General features: G+C 48.4%; 17 protein-coding genes and 1 pseudogene. 13 read left to right on the forward strand and 5 right to left on the reverse strand.

Features of this window, described 5'->3' with window-relative positions:
• Positions 1 to 343: 343 nt before the first annotated feature.
• The 4 genes from KTR07_RS26155 to KTR07_RS26170 are packed head-to-tail and all read left to right on the forward strand — an operon-like array spanning position 344 to position 3,401.
• On the forward strand, positions 344 to 1,573 hold the full coding sequence (locus tag KTR07_RS26155; protein WP_004313905.1) for a site-specific integrase: 1,230 nt from the start codon (positions 344 to 346) through the stop codon (positions 1,571 to 1,573).
• Between the two features lie 13 nt (positions 1,574 to 1,586).
• Positions 1,587 to 2,807 carry a site-specific integrase gene (locus KTR07_RS26160; protein WP_004313906.1) on the forward strand — a complete coding sequence of 407 codons (1,221 nt, stop codon included), beginning with the start codon at positions 1,587 to 1,589 and terminating at the stop codon, positions 2,805 to 2,807.
• Between the two features lie 21 nt (positions 2,808 to 2,828).
• On the forward strand, positions 2,829 to 3,251 hold the full coding sequence (locus KTR07_RS26165; RefSeq protein WP_004313907.1) for a hypothetical protein: 423 nt from the start codon (positions 2,829 to 2,831) through the stop codon (positions 3,249 to 3,251).
• Between the two features lie 3 nt (positions 3,252 to 3,254).
• A complete protein-coding gene (locus tag KTR07_RS26170) occupies positions 3,255 to 3,401 on the forward strand; it encodes a hypothetical protein (RefSeq protein ID WP_008770397.1) in 147 nt (48 codons plus the stop codon).
• Between the two features lie 140 nt (positions 3,402 to 3,541).
• Here the strand turns inward: KTR07_RS26170 and KTR07_RS26175 are convergent, their stop codons facing one another.
• Entirely contained in the window at positions 3,542 to 3,847 is a 306-nt protein-coding gene (locus tag KTR07_RS26175) for a helix-turn-helix domain-containing protein (protein ID WP_005822096.1), read from the reverse strand.
• Positions 3,848 to 3,893: 46 nt separating this feature from the next.
• Positions 3,894 to 4,205 carry a helix-turn-helix domain-containing protein gene (locus KTR07_RS26180; RefSeq protein ID WP_004312622.1) on the reverse strand — a complete coding sequence of 104 codons (312 nt, stop codon included), beginning with the start codon at positions 4,203 to 4,205 and terminating at the stop codon, positions 3,894 to 3,896.
• Positions 4,206 to 4,270: 65 nt separating this feature from the next.
• Between KTR07_RS26180 and KTR07_RS26185 the strand changes: the two genes are divergently transcribed.
• The 3 genes from KTR07_RS26185 (at position 4,271) to mobA (ending at position 5,949) form a co-directional block, all read left to right on the forward strand.
• The gene (locus tag KTR07_RS26185; RefSeq protein ID WP_005822095.1) at positions 4,271 to 4,507 is read left to right on the forward strand and encodes a hypothetical protein; all 237 of its coding nucleotides are present in this window, start codon (positions 4,271 to 4,273) and stop codon (positions 4,505 to 4,507) included.
• A 260-nt stretch (positions 4,508 to 4,767) separates the two neighbouring features.
• Entirely contained in the window at positions 4,768 to 5,235 is a 468-nt protein-coding gene (locus tag KTR07_RS26190) for a DUF3408 domain-containing protein (protein ID WP_004312623.1), read from the forward strand.
• Positions 5,236 to 5,514: 279 nt separating this feature from the next.
• Positions 5,515 to 5,949: a conjugal transfer protein MobA gene (mobA, locus tag KTR07_RS26195; RefSeq protein WP_004312624.1), complete on the forward strand. Its 435-nt coding sequence runs from the start codon at positions 5,515 to 5,517 to the stop codon at positions 5,947 to 5,949.
• Positions 5,950 to 6,169: 220 nt separating this feature from the next.
• Here the strand turns inward: mobA and KTR07_RS26200 are convergent, their stop codons facing one another.
• Positions 6,170 to 6,925, reverse strand: coding sequence for a LytTR family DNA-binding domain-containing protein (locus KTR07_RS26200; protein WP_217315536.1), 756 nt, complete (start codon positions 6,923 to 6,925; stop codon positions 6,170 to 6,172).
• A complete protein-coding gene (locus tag KTR07_RS26205; RefSeq protein WP_217315538.1) occupies positions 6,906 to 7,997 on the reverse strand; it encodes a sensor histidine kinase in 1,092 nt (363 codons plus the stop codon). Before KTR07_RS26205 ends, KTR07_RS26200 begins: the two co-directional genes overlap by 20 nt.
• A gap of 281 nt (positions 7,998 to 8,278) precedes the next feature.
• On the opposite strand from KTR07_RS26205, the gene KTR07_RS26210 reads away from it, so the two are divergent.
• The 6 genes from KTR07_RS26210 to KTR07_RS26235 are packed head-to-tail and all read left to right on the forward strand — an operon-like array spanning position 8,279 to position 17,998.
• Entirely contained in the window at positions 8,279 to 8,833 is a 555-nt protein-coding gene (locus KTR07_RS26210; protein WP_004312627.1) for a GNAT family N-acetyltransferase, read from the forward strand.
• Positions 8,834 to 8,848: 15 nt separating this feature from the next.
• Positions 8,849 to 9,967, forward strand: a complete 1,119-nt coding sequence (locus KTR07_RS26215) for an efflux RND transporter periplasmic adaptor subunit (protein WP_004312628.1) — start codon at positions 8,849 to 8,851, stop codon at positions 9,965 to 9,967.
• Complete coding sequence (locus tag KTR07_RS26220; protein WP_005822092.1) at positions 9,964 to 13,077, forward strand: efflux RND transporter permease subunit; 3,114 nt, start codon at positions 9,964 to 9,966, stop codon at positions 13,075 to 13,077. The genes KTR07_RS26215 and KTR07_RS26220 overlap by 4 nt, the downstream gene beginning before the upstream one ends.
• Entirely contained in the window at positions 13,078 to 14,439 is a 1,362-nt protein-coding gene (locus tag KTR07_RS26225) for an efflux transporter outer membrane subunit (RefSeq protein ID WP_004312631.1), read from the forward strand.
• Between the two features lie 15 nt (positions 14,440 to 14,454).
• Positions 14,455 to 16,683 (forward strand): ATP-binding protein, encoded by a 2,229-nt coding sequence (locus tag KTR07_RS26230; protein ID WP_217315537.1) that lies wholly within the window; start codon positions 14,455 to 14,457, stop codon positions 16,681 to 16,683.
• The gene (locus KTR07_RS26235; RefSeq protein ID WP_254306579.1) at positions 16,676 to 17,998 is read left to right on the forward strand and encodes a sigma-54 dependent transcriptional regulator; all 1,323 of its coding nucleotides are present in this window, start codon (positions 16,676 to 16,678) and stop codon (positions 17,996 to 17,998) included. The genes KTR07_RS26230 and KTR07_RS26235 overlap by 8 nt, the downstream gene beginning before the upstream one ends.
• 166 nt (positions 17,999 to 18,164) lie before the next feature.
• Here KTR07_RS26235 and KTR07_RS26240 read toward each other — a convergent pair.
• Positions 18,165 to 18,826 (reverse strand): annotated as a pseudogene (locus KTR07_RS26240) (ATP-binding protein); the annotation flags it as partial.

An 18,826-nucleotide genomic window follows, 5' to 3' on the forward strand; every position in this document is an offset into this window, starting at 1 on the left:
GCGGGACACCATGCGAAAGCGTGATCTCGGTGGCGTAGGTATGGCGTCCGCAGTGGAATATACACGGCAAAGCAAGCAACAGCGAACAGGTATAGATTAAACGTAAACCGTTAGGAATAAGCGATATTTCGGTATTTTGCGAAGTTGAAAAAATGCAAACGACAACGGAATATTGAGGTTGTTCAGTTACCAAACCGTTAGCCGGGCAGTTACCGAAACGGGAACAGGTAACGGAAAGCGATGAAAAGAAATCCCCACCGTTTTGTTTGCGTTAATACACAGTGTTTTGCGCATCAAGGGACGCTTATATGGCAAGTAAATTTGCACTTAAAAATATAAGCGTATGAAAGTAGAAAAATTCAAGGTGCTGCTCTACCTCAAAAAGAGCGGACTGGACAAGTCGGGCAAGGCTCCCATCATGGGACGCATTACCGTCAACCGCACGATGGCGCAGTTCGGATGCAAGCTGTCATGCCCTCCCGAACTGTGGAATCCCTGTGAAAGCCGTCTGAATGGCAAGAGCAAGGAGGCGGTGGAAACCAACACCAAGATTGAGAAACTGTTGTTGGCGGTAAACAACGCCTTTGACAACCTTGTGAGCCGTAAAATGGATTTCGATGCCACCGATGTGAAGAATCATTTTCAAGGAAGTATGGAAACGCAGATGACACTCATGCGAATGACTGATGTTGTCTGTGACGACCTCAAAGCCCGTATTGGTATTGACCGTGCGAAAACTTCTTACTCGACTTATCATTATATGCGTCTGACACTTGGTGAGTTCATTGGGCATCAGTACAAGGTCAAGGATTTAGCATTTGGGCAGCTTACGGAACAGTTCATCCATGACTATCAGGTTTTCGCTATGGAGAATAAGGGTTATGCAATAGATACTGTCCGACATCACCTTGCCATACTGAAAAAAATATGCCGTCTGGCTTATAAGGAAGGCTATGCAGACAAAATCCATTTCCAGCATTTCACCCTGCCCAAGCAGTCGGATAAAACCCCACGGGCATTGAGCCGTGAATCGTTCGAGAAAATCCGTGATGTGGAAATTGAACCGCATCGTAAATCTCACATACTGGCAAGGGATATGTTTCTCTTCGGGTGTTATACCGGGGTCTCGTATGCGGATGTGATATCCATTACCGATGAGAACTTGTACACGGACGATAACGGAGCGTTGTGGCTGAAATACCGCAGGAAGAAGAACGAACATCGGGCAAGCGTGAAGTTGCTTCCCGAAGCGATTGCACTGATTGAAAAGTATCACAGTGAGGACAGGGACACATTGTTCCCTTTACTACGCTGGCCTAATCTTAGAAGACACATGAAGGCGTTGGCGGCATTGGCTGGCATCAAGGATGATTTGTGCTATCATCAGGCGAGGCATAGTTTCGCCTCGCTGATAACGCTCGAAGCGGGTGTGCCGATTGAGACCATCAGCCGGATGCTGGGACATTCCGACATTTCCACCACTCAAGTATATGCCCGTGTCAGTCCGAAAAAACTCTTCGAGGATATGGACAAGTTCATAGAGGCGACACAAGATTTCAAACTAACCCTATAAATCCAACAACAATATGCGAAGCACATTTTCATTATTGCCATATATTAACCGCAGCAAGGTGAGGGCTGACGGTACGACCGCCGTACTCTGCCGTATAACCATTGACGGCAAGCAGACCGCCATAAGCACAGGTATCTATTGCCGCCCCGAAGACTGGAACGGCAGGAAGAATGAGATAAAGACCGTCAGGGAGAACAACCGCTTACGGGAATACCTGCGTCTGACTGAGGAAGCCTATACCGAGATACTTAAATCGCAAGGAGTGGTCAGTGCGGAAATGTTGAAGAACCATATTTCCCTGAATAATATCCATCCGACTACCTTATTGCAAATGGGTGAATGGGAACGGGAGCGGTTGAAGAAACATTCCGAGGAAATAGATTCCACTTCTTCCTACCGTCACTCCATGTATTATCAGAAATACCTGACGGACTTTATAGCGTCAATCGGGAAAAAGGAAATTCCTCTTGAAGAAGTGACGGAGGATTTTGGCAAGTCCTATAAAGCTTTCCTGAAGAAGTGCAAGAATTTCAGCTCTTCCCAAACCAACAAATGTATGTGCTGGCTTAATCGTTTATTGTATTTGGCAGTCGATAAGGAGATTATCCGTGTGAACCCCTGCGAGGACTTGGAGTATGAACCGAAGCCGGAGGCAAGGCACAGGTACATCAGCCGCGATGAGTTCAAAAAGATACTTTCCACCCCGATGTATGACAAGCGTATGGAACTGGCAAGACGGGCTTTCATCTTCTCGACCCTGACGGGACTGGCGTATGTGGACATCAAACTTCTTCATCCCCATCATATCGGGACGAATGCGGAGGGCAGACGGTATATCCGCATCAACCGCAAGAAGACAAAGGTGGAGGCTTTCATACCCTTACATCCCATAGCGGAACAGATATTGTCGTTGTACAACACAACCGATGATGAGAAGCCCGTGTTTCCTCTCCCAAGCCGTGATTCACTTTGGTTTGACATCCACGAGATGGGTGTTGCCATAGGCAAGGAGGAAAATCTGAGCTATCACCAAAGTCGGCACAGCTTCGGAACTTTCCTGATTTCAGCGGATATACCGATTGAGAGCATCGCCAAGATGATGGGACATTCCAACATCAGAACTACTCAGGGGTATGCACGGATAACCGATGATAAAATCTCCAAAGACATGGACAAACTGATGGAGCGAAGAAAGAAAATATCGGCTGGCGAAAAGAAAGAAAACAGTATATAATCATCATAAAATAAAGGGATTATGAGCAGAGAAATAATAACAATCAGTAAAATGGGAGCGGTCACCGTACCGACAGCCCCAGTGTGGATGACCCAGTTCGAGATAGCCGACCTGTTCGGGGTGTTCTCTTGCAATATCCGCAAGATGATACAGGCAATTTACAAGAACAAAGAGTTGAACGAAACTGATACGATGAAGTATATCAAGCAAACTGACGGCATCAGTTATGATGTGTATAATTTTGAAATGATTATAGCCATCGCTTTCAGAATATGTAGCAAAGAGACCCTTTTGTTCAGGCGGTTCGTAATAAATGAAATCTGCACCACCAAGAAAGGAATCCCGGTTACATTGTTTGTTTCCTATGGTAAGAATGGCAACCTATGGTATAGTCGAGGTTCTTCCCGTCAGCCACCTGTTCCCGATGCACGGATGCAAAGGTAGCGTGTGGCTCTGACAGCATTGGCAAGGTCGGGCGGCATAGCCGTTTCGGGCAGAATCTTCCTCAACGGGGTTGAGCGTATTCAGCCCGAAAACCTTGCCCCTGCCAACCACACGCATTTTGGGCATCCGGCAACGGAAACAAGCGACTGACGGGAAATCAGAAGAAAGAGAAGGAACGGCTTACAGACGAAGCTAAACATTGATGCTTCATCCGTAAGCCGTTCCTTTTTTATTGTACCATTGCTGTCGCAAACATAGGGCAGACGGCAAACTGCGCTCTTTCAAGAAAATCAGATAGCCGTCTGTCGGTAGGCGGTACGGTAGCTGTCAGTCAGCATCCTTTCGATGTCGGACTCTCGGTAGAGGATTTTGCCGCCCAACTGAATGTAGGCTATCCGCCCTTCGTTGCGGTAATCCTGAAGTGTTCGGCGGCTCACTTTCAACCGTGCCGACACCTCCTTGTCCGTGAAGAAACGCTCCCCGTTCAGTGTCGGGCGGTAGCTGGCAGTCAGATGCTCTACGTTGTCCAGCAGACGGTCAAGACTGCCCATGAAGTGGATTATCCACTCGTTGTCTTTGTTAATCAGTTCGTTCATATTACTCTGGATTTAGTGGAATTATTGTCATTACTCTATTCGGTTATCAGATTGTCCTGCCTTTGAACTTTGCTTCCTTCCGTCTGTCCTCCACGATGGAGACGATACGTTGCACATCTTCGGGACGGTAATAGGTCTTGTGGTTGATTTGGCTGTATGCCAAAGTCCCATTGTCCCGAAGCGTCTGCAAGGTTCGTGGGCTGATATTGAGCATCCGGCATACGTCCTGATTATCCATCCACTCGCTCATTTTCTTTTCGCCGTGCCGATGGCAGATGGCATCCATACGGCAGACGAAGCGGTCGAACTTGGCGACCAGCTCCTCAAAGGTCTTTCTTTCGATTGATACGATTTCCATATTGTCTTTTTTTAGTTGTTACTGTTTCTTATGCCGCAAAGGAATGTATAATCCGTTACTTGACAATGGGTTTCCCGGAAGTGGTAGCATGTTGCGCTGATACGGTAGTCATTGTCCGTGATACCGACTTTTCCTTTGGCGGCTATCATTCCTTCTCCCGCAAAGAAATACATAATCCGGCATCCGGCAATGGATTCAATTTGGTCTGGCAGCAAGTGGCACAGGGTGGTAGAGGTTGGCACAGGCATGGTTCACCGATTGCCCAATCCGCCCAGTCCTTAGCCCTTAATTCCTATATTTAATAAGGACACCACAGCCCAAATAAGAGCTTAATTCAAAATCACCCGTAACTAAACCTTTTTCCCTTTCGGTTATATACATCCGGCAAAACGGTGAAGTCTGCACCGTTATTTCTATCACCATAAAGCAAAACCATACAAAATTGCCTAAGAGAACCCAAGTGCTTGACAGACTGCACTGAAGCATCTTACTTTGCTCCCGATAATCGGTCGAGGTGCTTACCAAGACCACAGTTAATAACTTAATCAATTTGTTTTTTACAATGAAGAGAGAACCAAGCATTACAGAGCAGCAGGCTCGTGAAATCGTGGAAAAGATGGGACGCAGGGAATCCTACACTCCCAAGTCGATGAATGACATCTACAGGCGTATCGGCCTGGAGCCGGATGAGCCGGAACAGCCCGGCAAGACCGTCACGGAAGAAACGGAGACCGCTATGGCGGATGAACCGTCAAGTGAGGCGGTCGGGGAAACAGCAATGCCGCAGAAGCGTGTCAGCAGCAAGCAGCGCAGGCTGTCGCTGGAGGAGTACCGCGCCACCTATCTCCAAGTCCCCAAGATTATCAACCGCAAGCCCGTGTTTGTCAGCGAGACGGTGCGTGACGAACTGGACAGGGTTGTCCGCTTCCTCGGAGGAAAGGGTATGAGCGCATCGGGGCTGATTGAAAACCTCGTCCGCCTGCACCTCGACACCTATCGGAACGACATCGAGCAGTGGCGCAAGCTCTGACGGGATTACAGAAAGTCGGTTAGGCTGGTGAATACACTTCATCGGCTTAACCGATACCCAAGATGAGTGATTACACTCGGAAAACAATCCGACAAGCGGAGGATTGTTATGTCTTCAAAGACATAGCAAGATATATTTTCAGTTACCCGAATAATTCTAAGTAACTGAAAACACCTTCACCGCCGTGGGCAGAATTATCCTCCGCAGTCGGATAATTTCGGGGTTCATTAATCAAAGATTAAACAATGGACAAGCCATAAAATTGAAAAAATAAGAAGTATGAAAAAGAAGAGCAAGTACGGGAGAAATCCCAAGTTGAACCCGAAGACGCACTGCGTGATGGTGCGCTTCGATGATGTGGAATGGAACAGATTCCTGACGATGTACGAGGAATCTAACGTGTACGCGAAAGCCGTCTTTCTCAAGGCGCACTTCTTCGGACAGAAGTTCAAGGTGCTGAAAGTGGACAAGACGCTGGTGGACTACTACACCAAGCTGTCGGATTTCCATGCCCAGTTCCGTGGCATAGGCACGAACTACAATCAGGTCGTCAAGGAGCTGCGCATCCACTTCTCGGAGAAGAAGGCGATGGCGTTGCTCTACAAGCTGGAGGAGTGCACCATCGACCTTGTGAAGCTGAGCCGGGAGATAATGGAGCTTTCAAGAGAAATGGAGGCTAAGTGGCAACAAAGACGGGATGATTCTATGGTATAGCTGGATGTCCCTTTGGTTCGCAGTTCGGCAAGTGAACGAAGTCCGACGGGTAACTTCATTGCCGACCATGTCATTGTCGGACATCTGTTAAGAATAAGAACTAACTGAAAGGGATGAAAATATAGTAGAATCAAGTATCTGGCTTTCTAACTGATAAATAGAAATCTAGATACTTGATTTACAAACTAAATATATTTGATACTCTTTTTGCAAGAATAGTCTACCTGTCAATCCATTCTTTAAGCCTCTGCGCCTTTTCCTTGCTCACTTGTATTTCCGTCTTCGGATAACCTTTCAAACGGACAATCAACTTTCCTCCAAAATAATTACCGAGGAACAAAACGTGCTCTACATTGATGATATATTGGCGGTTTGCCCGGAAGAAATAGTCCGGGTTCAGTTGGTGTTCAAGTTCATCCATTGACACATTGACCACTTCGGAAGTGCCATTGTTGAGACGAAGATGTACAATCTTGTTTTCTGTTTCGATATGGTTGATGTCCGAAACTCGCACGGTCTTATATCCGTCACGATAAGGAAGCAGGAAACGCTCCCTATAACGGAACTTGCTCTTCTGTAAGGCGTCAAAAAGCTGTTGCAAGTTTTCGTCGGTATAATTCTTTCCGGCTTTGACTGCCTTGTCAATGGCCGCTTCAAGTTCATCCGGATCCAGCGATTTCAGAAGATAGTCAAAACTGTTGAACTTGAATGCCTGTACTGCATATTCATCGTATGCGGTGGTAAATATGATGGGAACGGTTGCCTGGGCATGTTTAAGAGCCTCGAAACTCAAACCGTCAGTTAGCCGGATATCAGCAAGGATGAGGTCTGTGGTTTTGCCAGATTGAAAGAATTCGACTGTTTCTTTGATGCTGGCAAGCGGACCTTCAACAATAAATGTTCTGTCAATATCGTTCAGCAGCCTTATGAGGCGTTTGGCATTGCGCTGTTCGTCTTCAAGAATCAGTATTTTCATAAGGGTTGATGTTTTTTATGATGAGCAGACTTACCGAATAGAAGTTTTCGGCATTCTCTATCTTGACCTTTTTATCACAAAGTAAAGCATATCGTTCTATGATATTTTTAAGTTCTAAACCGGTTGATTCGATTGGGAACATCAAAGGTCGTTTCAGGTTGCAGACGGTTATGTAATCATCGGACAACTTTATGTTGATAACCAACGGATGTTCAGATGAAAAGCTGTTGTGTTTTATTGCGTTTTCTACAAGAAGCTGCAATACAGCCGGAGGAAGAAAACCTTTGCATTGTCTGACGCCCGGACTTACTTTTGCAATGACCCCTTCGTTGTGGCGTACTTTCATCAAATACAAGTATGAATCAAGAAACTTGATTTCGTCGGCAACGGGTATCAGATTGCGGTCCAGATTGGTGATGATGTATCGGTACACTTTCGATAGGTTACTCAGGAATTTTCCGGCAAGCTCGGTATCTTCCTCAATCAGTTCCAGCAGGTTGTTGAAGTTGTTGAACATGAAGTGCGGGTTGATTTGCAGTTTCAGCGAGTTGAGTTGCGACTGCAAGGCGATCTCTTTTTCCTTCATCAGCGCCATTTCGAGTGCTTGTTTCTCGTCGCGCGCCTTGATGTAAGACTGAAGGTAGAAGGAGTTGGCATAGACGCTTGACAGGAAGGTAGATATCATGGCAAAGGTGTATGCGCCTTTCATGTTGAGGAGTTCGTCGAGAAGCCCGTTGTCGGTTTCGTCCCATAGGAAATTGAACAAGGTTATCATACCGAACGCAACGATATTGTTCAGTGCCATTAGGCAGGATGCATAGACCATTCCCCACACGTAGGATGTCCTGAACGGCAATACCCTGAAGACCAGAAAACAGAATCCTAAGGATATGTAGGTAAAAAGCATACACAGCAGAAAATCGACCATGTAATCAGCGATTGTCATTCCCGGCAATTGGTCGATGGTCTTGTCATCGAGTATAAACCACATGACAAGGTAGAATACATAGGAGACGGCAGATAGCAACAGGCCGTTCTTCCAACTCATTATTTTCATTTTCACTTGGGTCATATCGGGTGCAAAGTTACTCTTGATTCGGCAAAGATAAGGCTTTACTCCTTTGGTTGATAGGATAAACAGGCTGAAACGGATAAAATTACTATCGAAACGATAATAACTATTGGTGAAATACACATTGTATTTGTTAAAACCGATCTGCACTTGAAAGATTATCCTTTTTTCGGTCTTAACTGTCAGTTTGGATAGTTCGGACTTTAATTTATCCGCTTCGATACTCTTTGAATTGCAAGAACTTTTATAGGGGTATAATTTTGCATCTCAAAAAAAAGTGTATGAAAATTGAAACAGAACGTCTTGTAATCAGAGACTTTCAAAAGAGAGACGTTGTTGGACTTTTGGAATATCTTTCAAATCCTCGTGTGAATTGCTTTGCCGCCGACCGCCTTTGTTCTGAAGAGGCGGCATTCGTATATATGCAGTATTCCCAAAAAGATATGCAACGCTATGCAGTGAGTTTGAAAAAGGAGGACTTTATAATCGGTGATGTTTTCGTTTTGCGTGAAAATGAAGATACTTACAATGTGGGCTGGCATTTCAACAAACGTTTTGAGGGCAAAGGATTAGCTCGTGAAGCGGTTATCGGATTGTTGGATTATCTTTTTCGGGAGGCGGGTGCACGGCGTATCTATGGATTTGTGGAAGATGACAATATTCGCTCCAAACGCTTATGCGAACGCCTTGGTATGCGCCGCGAAGGATGCTTCAAGGAATTTGTGACATTTATAAACAATCCTAACGGCACCCCGAAATATGAAGATACCCGTGTTTATTCCATTCTAAAAAAAGAATGGAATTCAATCAGTGCTAAATCAATTACGAATAATTAAGAACAAGAAAAGAATATGAACAAGCGATTCATTATCATTAATTTCGCCGCATTTGCCGTCATGCTGTTTCTGTCGACTGGATGCAAGCAGGACGGTAAGCAGGATGCGGTACCGAGTTATCGGGTCATAACAGTATCGTCCATGCCGGTGGAAATATCCGAATCTTATTCCGCCACTATCCGCGGGCGACAAGATGTGGATATCATGCCGCAAATATCCGGCCGCATCACGCGTCTATGCGTGAAGGAGGGCACACGGGTGACGACAGGGCAAGTACTGGCAGTGATAGACCAAACACCCTATCTGGCAGCCTTACGCACAGCTTTGGCTAATGTCAGCGCAGCACGGGCAAAAGCGGAAACGGCACGAATCGAACTGCAAGGTAAGCAAGCCTTGTTTGATGAGAAGGTAATATCCGAATACGACCTTTCTCTTGCCCGAAACCAACTAGCTGTGGCACTTGCCGAACTCCAACAGGCCGAGGCGCAGGAAGCGGATGCACGAAACAACCTCTCTTATACTGAAATCAAAAGTCCGAGTAACGGCGTGGTAGGCACATTGCCCTACCGCATCGGTGCGCTTGTCAGTCCCAACATGGAGCAGCCTTTCACGGTCGTGTCCGACAATGCGGAGATGTATGCCTACTTCTCCGTGTCGGAAAACATGCTGCGACACCTATCCACTCGCTACGGCTCGATTGACAGCCTGATAGCCAAGATGCCGGAAGTGAGCCTGCAACTCAACGACGGTAGTCTGTACAAAGCGAAGGGACGCATCGAGACCGTAAGCGGTGTGGTGGACCCTGCGACCGGAGCGGTGCAGATCAAAGCCCTGTTCCCCAATCCCGAACGCGAACTGCTGAGCGGCAGCATCGGCAACATCGTCCTTCGGAACCCCCAAACGGATGCCATCACCATTCCCATGACCGCCACCGTGGAACTGCAAGACAAAATCATCGCCTACCGACTGAAAAACGGACGGGCGGAAGCTGCCTATCTCACGGTGGACCGCCTGAACGATGGCAACCGGTTTATCGTAAAAGAAGGTCTCTCGGTCGGCGACACCCTCATCGCCGAAGGCGTGGGACTGGTGAGAGAAGGCATGAGCATAACCCCTAAAGACGAAACGAAATGAAGCTACGATTTTTTATAGACCGCCCGGTGTTCTCGGGCGTTATCTCGGTGGTGATTGTGCTGTTGGGCGTCATCGCCATGTTCTCCCTGCCGGTGGAGCAATATCCCGACATCGCCCCGCCCACCATCAATGTATGGGCATCCTATCCCGGAGCCAACGCCGAAACCGTGCAGAAAGCCGTGATAGTGCCGCTGGAAGAAGCCATCAACGGCGTGGAAGACATGACCTATATGACCTCCACGGCATCGAACACGGGAGACGCCTCCATCAACATCTACTTCAAGCAAGGAGCCAATGCCGACATGGCAGCCGTGAACGTGCAGAACCGTGTGAACGCCGCATTGAGCCAGCTTCCGGCAGAAGCCACCAAGACCGGTGTCACCACCGAAAAGCAGCAGAATGCCGAGCTGCTGACCTTTGCCCTCTACTCGCCCGATGACCGCTTCGACCAGACGTTTCTGAACAACTACATGAAAATCAATGTCGAACCGCGACTGAAGCGCATCAGCGGCGTGGGAAAGGCGCAACTGTTCGGCTCCAATTACAGCATGCGCCTCTGGCTGAAGCCCGACCGTATGGCGCAATACGGGCTCATACCCGACGACATATCCGCCGTACTCGCGCGGCAGAACATCGAAGCCGCCACCGGCTCCTTCGGTGCCAATCACCCCACGGCCAACGAATACACAATGAAGTACCGCGGACGCTTGTCCGGTGCCGATGAGTTTGGCGAACTGGTAGTCAAGTCCTTGCCGGGTGGCAACGTGCTTCGGCTGAAAGAGGTTGCCGATGTGGAGCTGGGCGATGAATACTACAACTACTCCTCCCAAGTGAACGGCCATCCGGCAGCCATGATGATGATAAACCAGAAGGCAGGGTCCAATGCGTCGAGCACCATCAACGAGATTCACGAAGTGCTCCACGAACTGGACCGTGACCTGCCCGAAGGAGCGGAATTCGTAGTGCTTACCGACACCAACAAGTTTCTGTATGCCTCCATCCGCTCGGTCATCCGCACCTTGCTGGAGGCGATACTGCTGGTTATCGTAGTGGTATATGTATTCTTGCAGGACATCAAGTCAACGCTTATTCCTGCCATATCCATCTTCGTTTCCATCATCGGCACGTTCGCCGTGATGTCCATGATAGGCTTTTCCATCAACCTGCTCACCCTGTTTGCGCTTGTGCTTGCCATCGGCACCGTGGTCGACGATGCCATCGTGGTGGTGGAAGCGGTGCAGGCGAAGTTTGATGAGGGCTACCAGTCGGCGGTGCTTGCGGCCGATGATGCCATGAAAGACGTTTCATCGGCCATTCTGACCTCTACCATCATCTTTATGGCAGTGTTCTTTCCCGTTGCCATGATGGGCGGCACTTCGGGAGCCTTCTATGCGCAGTTCGGCATCACGATGGCGGTTGCCGTGGGCATCTCGGCCATCAATGCCTTCACCCTCTCACCGGCACTTTGCGCCCTGTTGCTGAAGCCCTATATCGACGAGCACGGCAATACAAAGGACAACTTTGCAGCCCGTTTCCGAAAGGCGTTCAATGCCGTTTTCTACCGTCTGAGCCGACGCTATGTGCGTGGAGTGATGTTCATCCTCCACCGCCGGTGGCTGATGTGGAGCTCTATAGCAGTGTCCTTTGTATTGCTGGTGCTGCTGGTCAACGCCACCAAGACGGGCCTTATCCCCGAAGAAGACACCGGAACGGTCATGGTGAGCATGAATACGAAGCCCGGCACGTCAATGGCGCAGACCGTCAAGGTGATGGAGCGCATCAACAGCCGCCTCGACAGTATCGGCGAGATAGAATACAACGGTGCGGTTGCCGGCTTCTCTTTCAGCGGTTCCGGTCCGTCGCAGGCCATGTATTTCGTGACACTCAAAGACTGGGAACAGCGTGAGGGAGAGGGGCAGTCGGTCAACGACGTCATCGGAAAAATCTATGCCGCCACCTCCGACATCCCTGATGCCACGGTGTTTGCCATGTCGCCCCCAATGATAGCCGGATATGGCATGGGGAACGGCTTTGAGCTCTACTTGCAGGACAAGGCAGGCGGAGACATTACCGCTTTCAAGAAAGAGGCGGACAAGTTTGTCGAGGCCTTGTCGCAGCGGCCCGAAATAGGCGAAGTCTATTCCTCCTTTGCCACAGACTATCCGCAATACTGGGTGGATATCGACGCCGCCAAATGCGAGCAGTCGGGAGTGTCGCCCGCAGAGGTGCTTTCCACCCTGTCGGGCTATTATACCGGACAATATGTTTCCGACTTCAATCGCTTCTCCAAGCTCTACCACGTCACCATGCAGGCTCCGGCGGAATACCGTGTGAATGCAGAGTCCATTCATCATATCTATGTACGCACCTCTGATGGCGGCATGGCACCGTTGAGCCGGTTCGTGCGTCTGACCAAGACCAACGGTCCGTCAGACCTCACCCGCTTCAACCTGTTCAATGCCATCTCCATCAATGGGTCTCCGGCCCGGGGTTACAGTTCGGGGCAGGTGCTCGAAGCCATCAGTGAGACGGCACGCAAGGTTCTCCCGGCAAATTACACCTACGAGTTTGGCGGCATCTCGCGCGAGGAGAGCAAGACAACCAACAATGCCACGCTGATATTCCTGCTCTGTATGGTCCTGGTCTATATGATTCTGTGTGCCTTGTACGAAAGCGTGTTTATTCCCTTTGCGGTTCTGCTGGCAGTGCCTTGCGGGTTGATGGGCAGTTTCCTGTTCGCATGGCTCTTCGGTCTGGAGAACAACATCTACATGCAGACCGGTCTGATTATGATTATCGGCCTGCTTGCCAAGACCGCCATCCTGCTTACCGAATATGCAGGCAAGCGGCGGTCGGAAGGCATGACACTGGCACAAGCGGCATACAGTGCGGCAAAAGTCCGTCTGCGCCCCATCCTGATGACCGTGTTGTCTATGGTGTTCGGCCTTATCCCGCTGATGCTGGCTCACGGAGTGGGTGCCAACGGTAGCCGTTCGCTTGCCACAGGTGTAATCGGCGGAATGATTGTAGGTACATTGGCTCTGTTGTTCCTCGTGCCTTCATTGTTCATCGTCTTCCAATATATCCAAGAACGTATTAAGCATAATTAAATGAAAAAGACAGCAATATATATCATATTGTCAGGATGGATGCTTACCGGCTGTGGCACGTACAGCCGGTATCATCGCCCCGACCTCTCGATGGAGAATCTGTATAGCACCCTTCCGGCAGACGCCGATACCACCACTCTGGCCTCCCTGTCGTGGCGGGAAATGTTTACCGACCCTAAACTTCAGTCCTTGATTGAAACAGGACTTGACCGAAACACAGACCTCAATGTGGCACGGCTACGGGTGGAAGCGGCAGCCTCCGCCTTGCTGACAGCTAAACTCTCCTATCTACCCTCACTCGGACTGAATGCCGAAGGTAATGCCGGCAAGCACGATGGAGCAACGGCAAAGACATATAATGCAGGAGCGACAGCAAGCTGGGAACTGGACATCTTCGGCAACCTCACAGCTGCAAAACGTGGTGCCGCTGCCGCCTTGCAAGGAAGCCGTGATTACCGGCAAGCCGTACAGACTCAGCTTGTCGCCACTATTGCCGACAGTTACTATACCCTTGCCATGCTCGACGCGCAAATGGCAATAAGCCACCGCACCCTTGAAAACTGGCAGACTACCGTGCGCACTCTCGAAGCATTGAAAAAAGCCGGACAGTCAAACGAAGCCGGTGTATTGCAGGCAAAAGCGAACGTGATGCAGCTCGAATCGTCCCTATTATCCATCCGCAAGAGCATCTCCGAAACAGAAAACGCCTTGTTTGCAATACTTGCCATGCCGTCACACTCAATAGCACGAAGTAATCTGGTCGAAGCAGCTTTCCCCGATACCGTCTCTATCGGAGTCCCCTTGCAGTTACTTTCCAACCGTCCCGATGTGCGTCAGGCAGAAATGGAACTGGCGCAGGCGTTCTACACAACCAATGCGGCACGTGCCGCATTCTACCCCCATATCACCCTTTCGGGAACACTTGGATGGACCAATAACGGTGGCGGTATAATCACCAATCCCGGACAATGGTTGCTCAATGCCATCGGTTCCCTGACACAGCCCTTGTTCAATCGAGGCGCAAACATCGCCAACCTGAAGACTGCCCAAATCCGCCAGGAAGAAGCGAAGTTACTGTTCCAACACTCTTTGTTGAACGCAGGCAAAGAGGTAAACGATGCTTTGACCGCATGGCAGACTGCGAAATCGCAACTTGAAATCAATGCTCGGCAGGTGGAAACATTATGCGATGCCGTGCGGAAAACAGAATCACTGATGCGTCATTCCAATATTACCTATCTGGAAGTATTGACCGCCCAGCAATCTCTCCTTGAAGCGGAAGTGCAACAGCTGCAAACTCGTTTTGAACGCATACAAAGTGTAATCAAACTTTATCACGCGTTGGGAGGAGGACGATTTTAATTCGTAAGAGAATAGATGGAATTTGTACGTAAGGCAATAGCATTAAGTCACACTTTCATAATTCTAATAGTAGTAGCCATTGCATTTACTTGTCATAATGAATGGCAGGAAGTGGAAGCATTGGAGGTTGGCAACCGGCATATAGATGAATTCAGGAAGGAGGTAAACCGTATTCATATCCAACTGATAGAGTTTTCGCTATTAGGAGAAACTGCATTGGATTGGGACGAAACGGATTTGGAGAATTACCATGCCCAACGCATTGCATTGGACAGCACATTGTGCCTGTTCAATGAAACTCATGTAATTGGACGTATTGACAGTGTGCGCAGTCTTTTGGAAGATAAGGAACGGCAGATGTTTCAGATTGTTCGGTTAATAGACGAACAACAATCCATCAACAAGAAGATTGCCAGTCAAGTACCTCTCATTGTTCAGACAAGTATGCAGGAACAGCCCAAGAAACCGAAACGAAAAGGGTTCTTGGGCATATTCGGCAAAAAAGAGGAAACGAAGCCGCCGACAACAACAACTACGCTTCGTTCACCCAATAGAAGCATGGTCAGTGAACAGAAAGAGCAAAGCCGTCGATTGTCGGAACAAGCCGACCTGCAAGGGCGGGAAGACGAAATAGTTGCCATGCGTGGAAAGTCATTTATGCAGGTAGGCGGTTTAATGGGATTCGTCCTTCTGCTGTTGTTAATTTCCTACATCATCATACACCGTGATGCAAAGAGTATCAAACAATACAAGCGCAAGACAACGGATTTGATAGGGCAACTGGAACAATCCGTACAACGGAACGAGGCACTGATAGCATCAAGGAAGAAAGCGGTACATACCATCACCCACGAACTGCGCACACCACTAACGGCAATAACAGGTTATACTGAGCTGTTACAGAAAGAGTGCAGCAAGGAGAACAATGTGAATTTTCTTCAAAGCATACAACAATCTTCCGACCGTATGCGGGATATGCTTAACACCCTGCTGGACTTCTTCCGCTTGGACAACGGCAAGGAGCAGCCCAAACTGTTGCCCTGCCGCATCTCCACAATCACGCATACCCTTGAAACGGAGTTCATGCCCGTCGCCATGAACAAGGGGCTTTCCTTGACCGTAAAGAACGGAAACGATGCGGTTGTACTGACCGACAAGGAGCGAATCATCCAAATTGGAAACAATCTGCTGTCAAATGCCATCAAGTTCACGGAGAAAGGCGGTGTGTCGCTGACTATCGATTATACCAACGGAGTGCTGACACTGATTTTCGAGGATACAGGCACAGGCATGACAGAAGATGAACAGCAACGTGTATTTGGGGCATTTGAACGCCTCTCAAACGCCGCCGCAAAAGACGGTTTCGGACTTGGACTTGCCATCGTGCATAACATAGTGGCGATGCTTGACGGCAAAATCCATTTGGAAAGCGAGAAAGGGAAAGGAAGTCGTTTCACAGTGGAAATACCCATGCAGAAAGCCGAAGAAATACCGGAAAAAGAGATACAGACTTATATCCACCGGGAGGAGAGAAACCTCAATGTTGTCGCCATCGACAATGATGAGGTGCTGCTCCTGATGTTGAAAGAGATGTATGCACAGGAGGGAATACATTGCGACACTTGCACCGATGCGGCGGAACTGATGGAAATGATACGCCGAAAAGAATACAACTTGTTGCTGACGGACTTGAATATGCCCGGCATAAACGGCTTCGAGCTGCTGGAACTGCTCCGATCGTCCAATGTTGGCAATTCACAGACAATCCCCGTGGTCGTGGCAACCGCTTCGGGCAGTTGCGATGCGGAGGAACTTTTGGAACGAGGCTTTGCCGGATGCCTGTTCAAACCATTCTCCATATCGGAACTGCTGGAAATTTCCGACAAGTGCGCCATTAAAGCGACACAGGACGGTAAACCGGATTTTTCCGCCTTGTTGTCCTACGGCAATGAAGTTGTCATGCTGGAAAAACTGATAACGGAAACCGAGAAAGAAATGCAGGCGGTACGGGATGCGGCAATGCGAAACGATCTGCAAGAACTTGATGCCTTGACACACCACTTACGCAGTTCGTGGGAGATACTCCGTGCCGACCAGCCGCTGAAGGTGCTTTATGGTGTGCTTCATGGAAAGGATAAGTCCGATAACGAGGCGTTAAGTAATTCCGTGACCACCGTGTTGGATAAAGGAGCGGAGATTATACAGTTGGCAAAGGAGGAAAGGAGAAAATACGAAAATGGATAAGACAAGAATAATCGTGGTGGAGGATAACATCGTGTATTGCGAATATGTCTGCAATCTGCTGGCACGGGAGGGATACAGTACCGTGAAGGCTTACCACCTGTCAACAGCGAAGAAACATCTGCAACAGGCAACGGATGATGATATAGTAGTTTCTGACCTGCGCCTAAACGATGGCAACGGAATAGACCTGCTGCGCTGGATGCGCAAGGAGGGAAAGATGCAGCCGTTCATCATAATGACCGACTACGCCGAAGTGCATACGGCAGTCGAAAGCATGAAACTCGGTTCGATAGACTATATTCCGAAGAAACTGATAGAGGACAAACTCGTCCCCCTTATCCGCTCCATACAGAAAGAGCGTCAGTCGAGACACAGCCGGATGCCCGTTTTCGCCCGTGAAGGTTCCGCCTTTCAGAAAATCATGCACAGGATAAAGTTGGTAGCCGTCACCGACATGAGCGTGATGATATTCGGAGAGAACGGCACAGGCAAGGAGCATATCGCCCACCATCTGCACGACAAGAGCAAACGGGCTGGCAAGCCCTTCGTGGCGGTGGACTGCGGTTCGCTATCCAGAGAACTTGCGCCGTCGGCTTTCTTCGGACACGTCAAAGGCGCGTTCACGGGTGCGGACAGCACCAAGAAAGGATATTTCCATGAGGCGGAAGGAGGCACGCTGTTTCTTGACGAGGTGGGCAACCTTGCGTTGGAGACCCAGCAGATGTTGCTCCGTGCCATACAGGAGAGGCGGTATCGCCCGGTCGGTGACAAATCGGACAATAGTTTCAACGTCCGCATCATCGCCGCCACCAACGAGGATCTGGAGGCGGCAGTGAGCGAAAAGCGTTTCCGGCAGGATTTACTCTACCGTCTGCAAGACTTCGTGATAACCGTGCCGCCCTTGCGTGACTGTCAGGAGGACATCATGCCGTTGGCGGAGTTCTTCCGCGAGATAGCCAACAAGGAACTGGAGTGCAATGTGAGCGGTTTCAGTTCCGAAGCCCGTAAAGCGTTGCTGACCCACGCATGGCCGGGCAACGTGCGGGAGCTTCGGCAGAAAATCATGGGAGCCGTGTTGCAGGCTCAGGAAGGTGTGGTCACGAAAGAGCATCTTGAACTTGCCGTGACGAAACCGACCTCACCTGTCAGCTTCGCCCTGCGCAATGATGCGGAGGATAAGGAGCGGATAATGCGTGCGTTAAAGCAGACAAACGGCAACCGGAGTGCCGCCGCCGAACTGTTGGGAATAAGCAGAGCTACACTATACAGTAAACTTGAAGAGTATGGACTTAAATATAAATTCAAGCAATCATAACTGATAATCAGACACTGTTTCACTGAGTGTGCCTGAGCAAAAGCTCTAAAAGAAACAGTATCTTATTCGGTTAATGAAAGAGAAAGTCTGATTCTGATTATATATCGACCAAGAACCCAAAGAATACTTTCGGCATTTAAGCTCCTTTATTGTGGTCACCGGAAGTTTAGTCATAAATATACCGTTTTATCATATTTTCAAAATTTCTTTTAAACTCTTGTACTTCGATAGGAATCGAACGTAAAAAGGGATTAAAAACCTTATTACCATTTCGTCCCCAATATTCCAACTGACCATTAAACCATTTTTTTGCATCTTGACGCCCCAACTCACCTCCTGCATTTATTTGTTCCATAGTATAGTCTCGGAAACATAATTGTTTGGTATATCCATTTGCTATATTGCCCCATAATGGATCTGCATCAGAGAGATTATACAAATAGGATGCCAGCAGTCTTTCAGGAGAGTTGTTCCCTGGCAATATTAAAATGTTATCTGCATTTTTTATTTTCTTAAGATACGCCCTATTCATCCTAACATCTCCATCCAATATGATGATAGAATATGGGTGTTTAAATGCAGGTATGTTTTTATTTACAAGTTCAGTTAAGGTTGAACACGGCAGAGTTACATCTACAAAATCTAATATAGATGCTTTAGTCTTTAAAATAGCTTTAACGAATAATATATTTTCATTATCCTCTGTATATACAGTAATTTTGTTTTTCTTACGTTTTTTTCCTTCTGCAACAACATTCAAATCCAATTTAATACCTTTAAAATCTACATTTTGTTTGATTGTTATCTTGTCATCGACTTTCTTTAGAT

It is taken from the genome of Bacteroides sp. MSK.20.82, from assembly GCF_019052485.1.
GTDB lineage: Bacteria > Bacteroidota > Bacteroidia > Bacteroidales > Bacteroidaceae > Bacteroides > Bacteroides thetaiotaomicron.

What these genes read in the sequence shown, in the direction of transcription:
- mobA (WP_004312624.1), top strand. Translation starts at nt 5,515, where the DNA reads ATGAAAAAGAAGAGCAAGTACGGGAGAAATCCCAAGTTGAACCCGAAG.
- KTR07_RS26185 (WP_005822095.1), top strand. Translation starts at nt 4,271, where the DNA reads ATGGGTTTCCCGGAAGTGGTAGCATGTTGCGCTGATACGGTAGTCATT.
- KTR07_RS26165 (WP_004313907.1), top strand. Translation starts at nt 2,829, where the DNA reads ATGAGCAGAGAAATAATAACAATCAGTAAAATGGGAGCGGTCACCGTA.
- KTR07_RS26160 (WP_004313906.1), top strand. Translation starts at nt 1,587, where the DNA reads ATGCGAAGCACATTTTCATTATTGCCATATATTAACCGCAGCAAGGTG.
- KTR07_RS26210 (WP_004312627.1), top strand. Translation starts at nt 8,279, where the DNA reads ATGAAAATTGAAACAGAACGTCTTGTAATCAGAGACTTTCAAAAGAGA.
- KTR07_RS26190 (WP_004312623.1), top strand. Translation starts at nt 4,768, where the DNA reads ATGAAGAGAGAACCAAGCATTACAGAGCAGCAGGCTCGTGAAATCGTG.
- KTR07_RS26225 (WP_004312631.1), top strand. Translation starts at nt 13,078, where the DNA reads ATGAAAAAGACAGCAATATATATCATATTGTCAGGATGGATGCTTACC.
- KTR07_RS26230 (WP_217315537.1), top strand. Translation starts at nt 14,455, where the DNA reads ATGGAATTTGTACGTAAGGCAATAGCATTAAGTCACACTTTCATAATT.
- KTR07_RS26235 (WP_254306579.1), top strand. Translation starts at nt 16,676, where the DNA reads ATGGATAAGACAAGAATAATCGTGGTGGAGGATAACATCGTGTATTGC.
- KTR07_RS26200 (WP_217315536.1), bottom strand. Translation starts at nt 6,925, where the DNA reads ATGAAAATACTGATTCTTGAAGACGAACAGCGCAATGCCAAACGCCTC.
- KTR07_RS26175 (WP_005822096.1), bottom strand. Translation starts at nt 3,847, where the DNA reads ATGAACGAACTGATTAACAAAGACAACGAGTGGATAATCCACTTCATG.
- KTR07_RS26205 (WP_217315538.1), bottom strand. Translation starts at nt 7,997, where the DNA reads ATGACCCAAGTGAAAATGAAAATAATGAGTTGGAAGAACGGCCTGTTG.
- KTR07_RS26220 (WP_005822092.1), top strand. Translation starts at nt 9,964, where the DNA reads ATGAAGCTACGATTTTTTATAGACCGCCCGGTGTTCTCGGGCGTTATC.
- KTR07_RS26180 (WP_004312622.1), bottom strand. Translation starts at nt 4,205, where the DNA reads ATGGAAATCGTATCAATCGAAAGAAAGACCTTTGAGGAGCTGGTCGCC.
- KTR07_RS26155 (WP_004313905.1), top strand. Translation starts at nt 344, where the DNA reads ATGAAAGTAGAAAAATTCAAGGTGCTGCTCTACCTCAAAAAGAGCGGA.
- KTR07_RS26215 (WP_004312628.1), top strand. Translation starts at nt 8,849, where the DNA reads ATGAACAAGCGATTCATTATCATTAATTTCGCCGCATTTGCCGTCATG.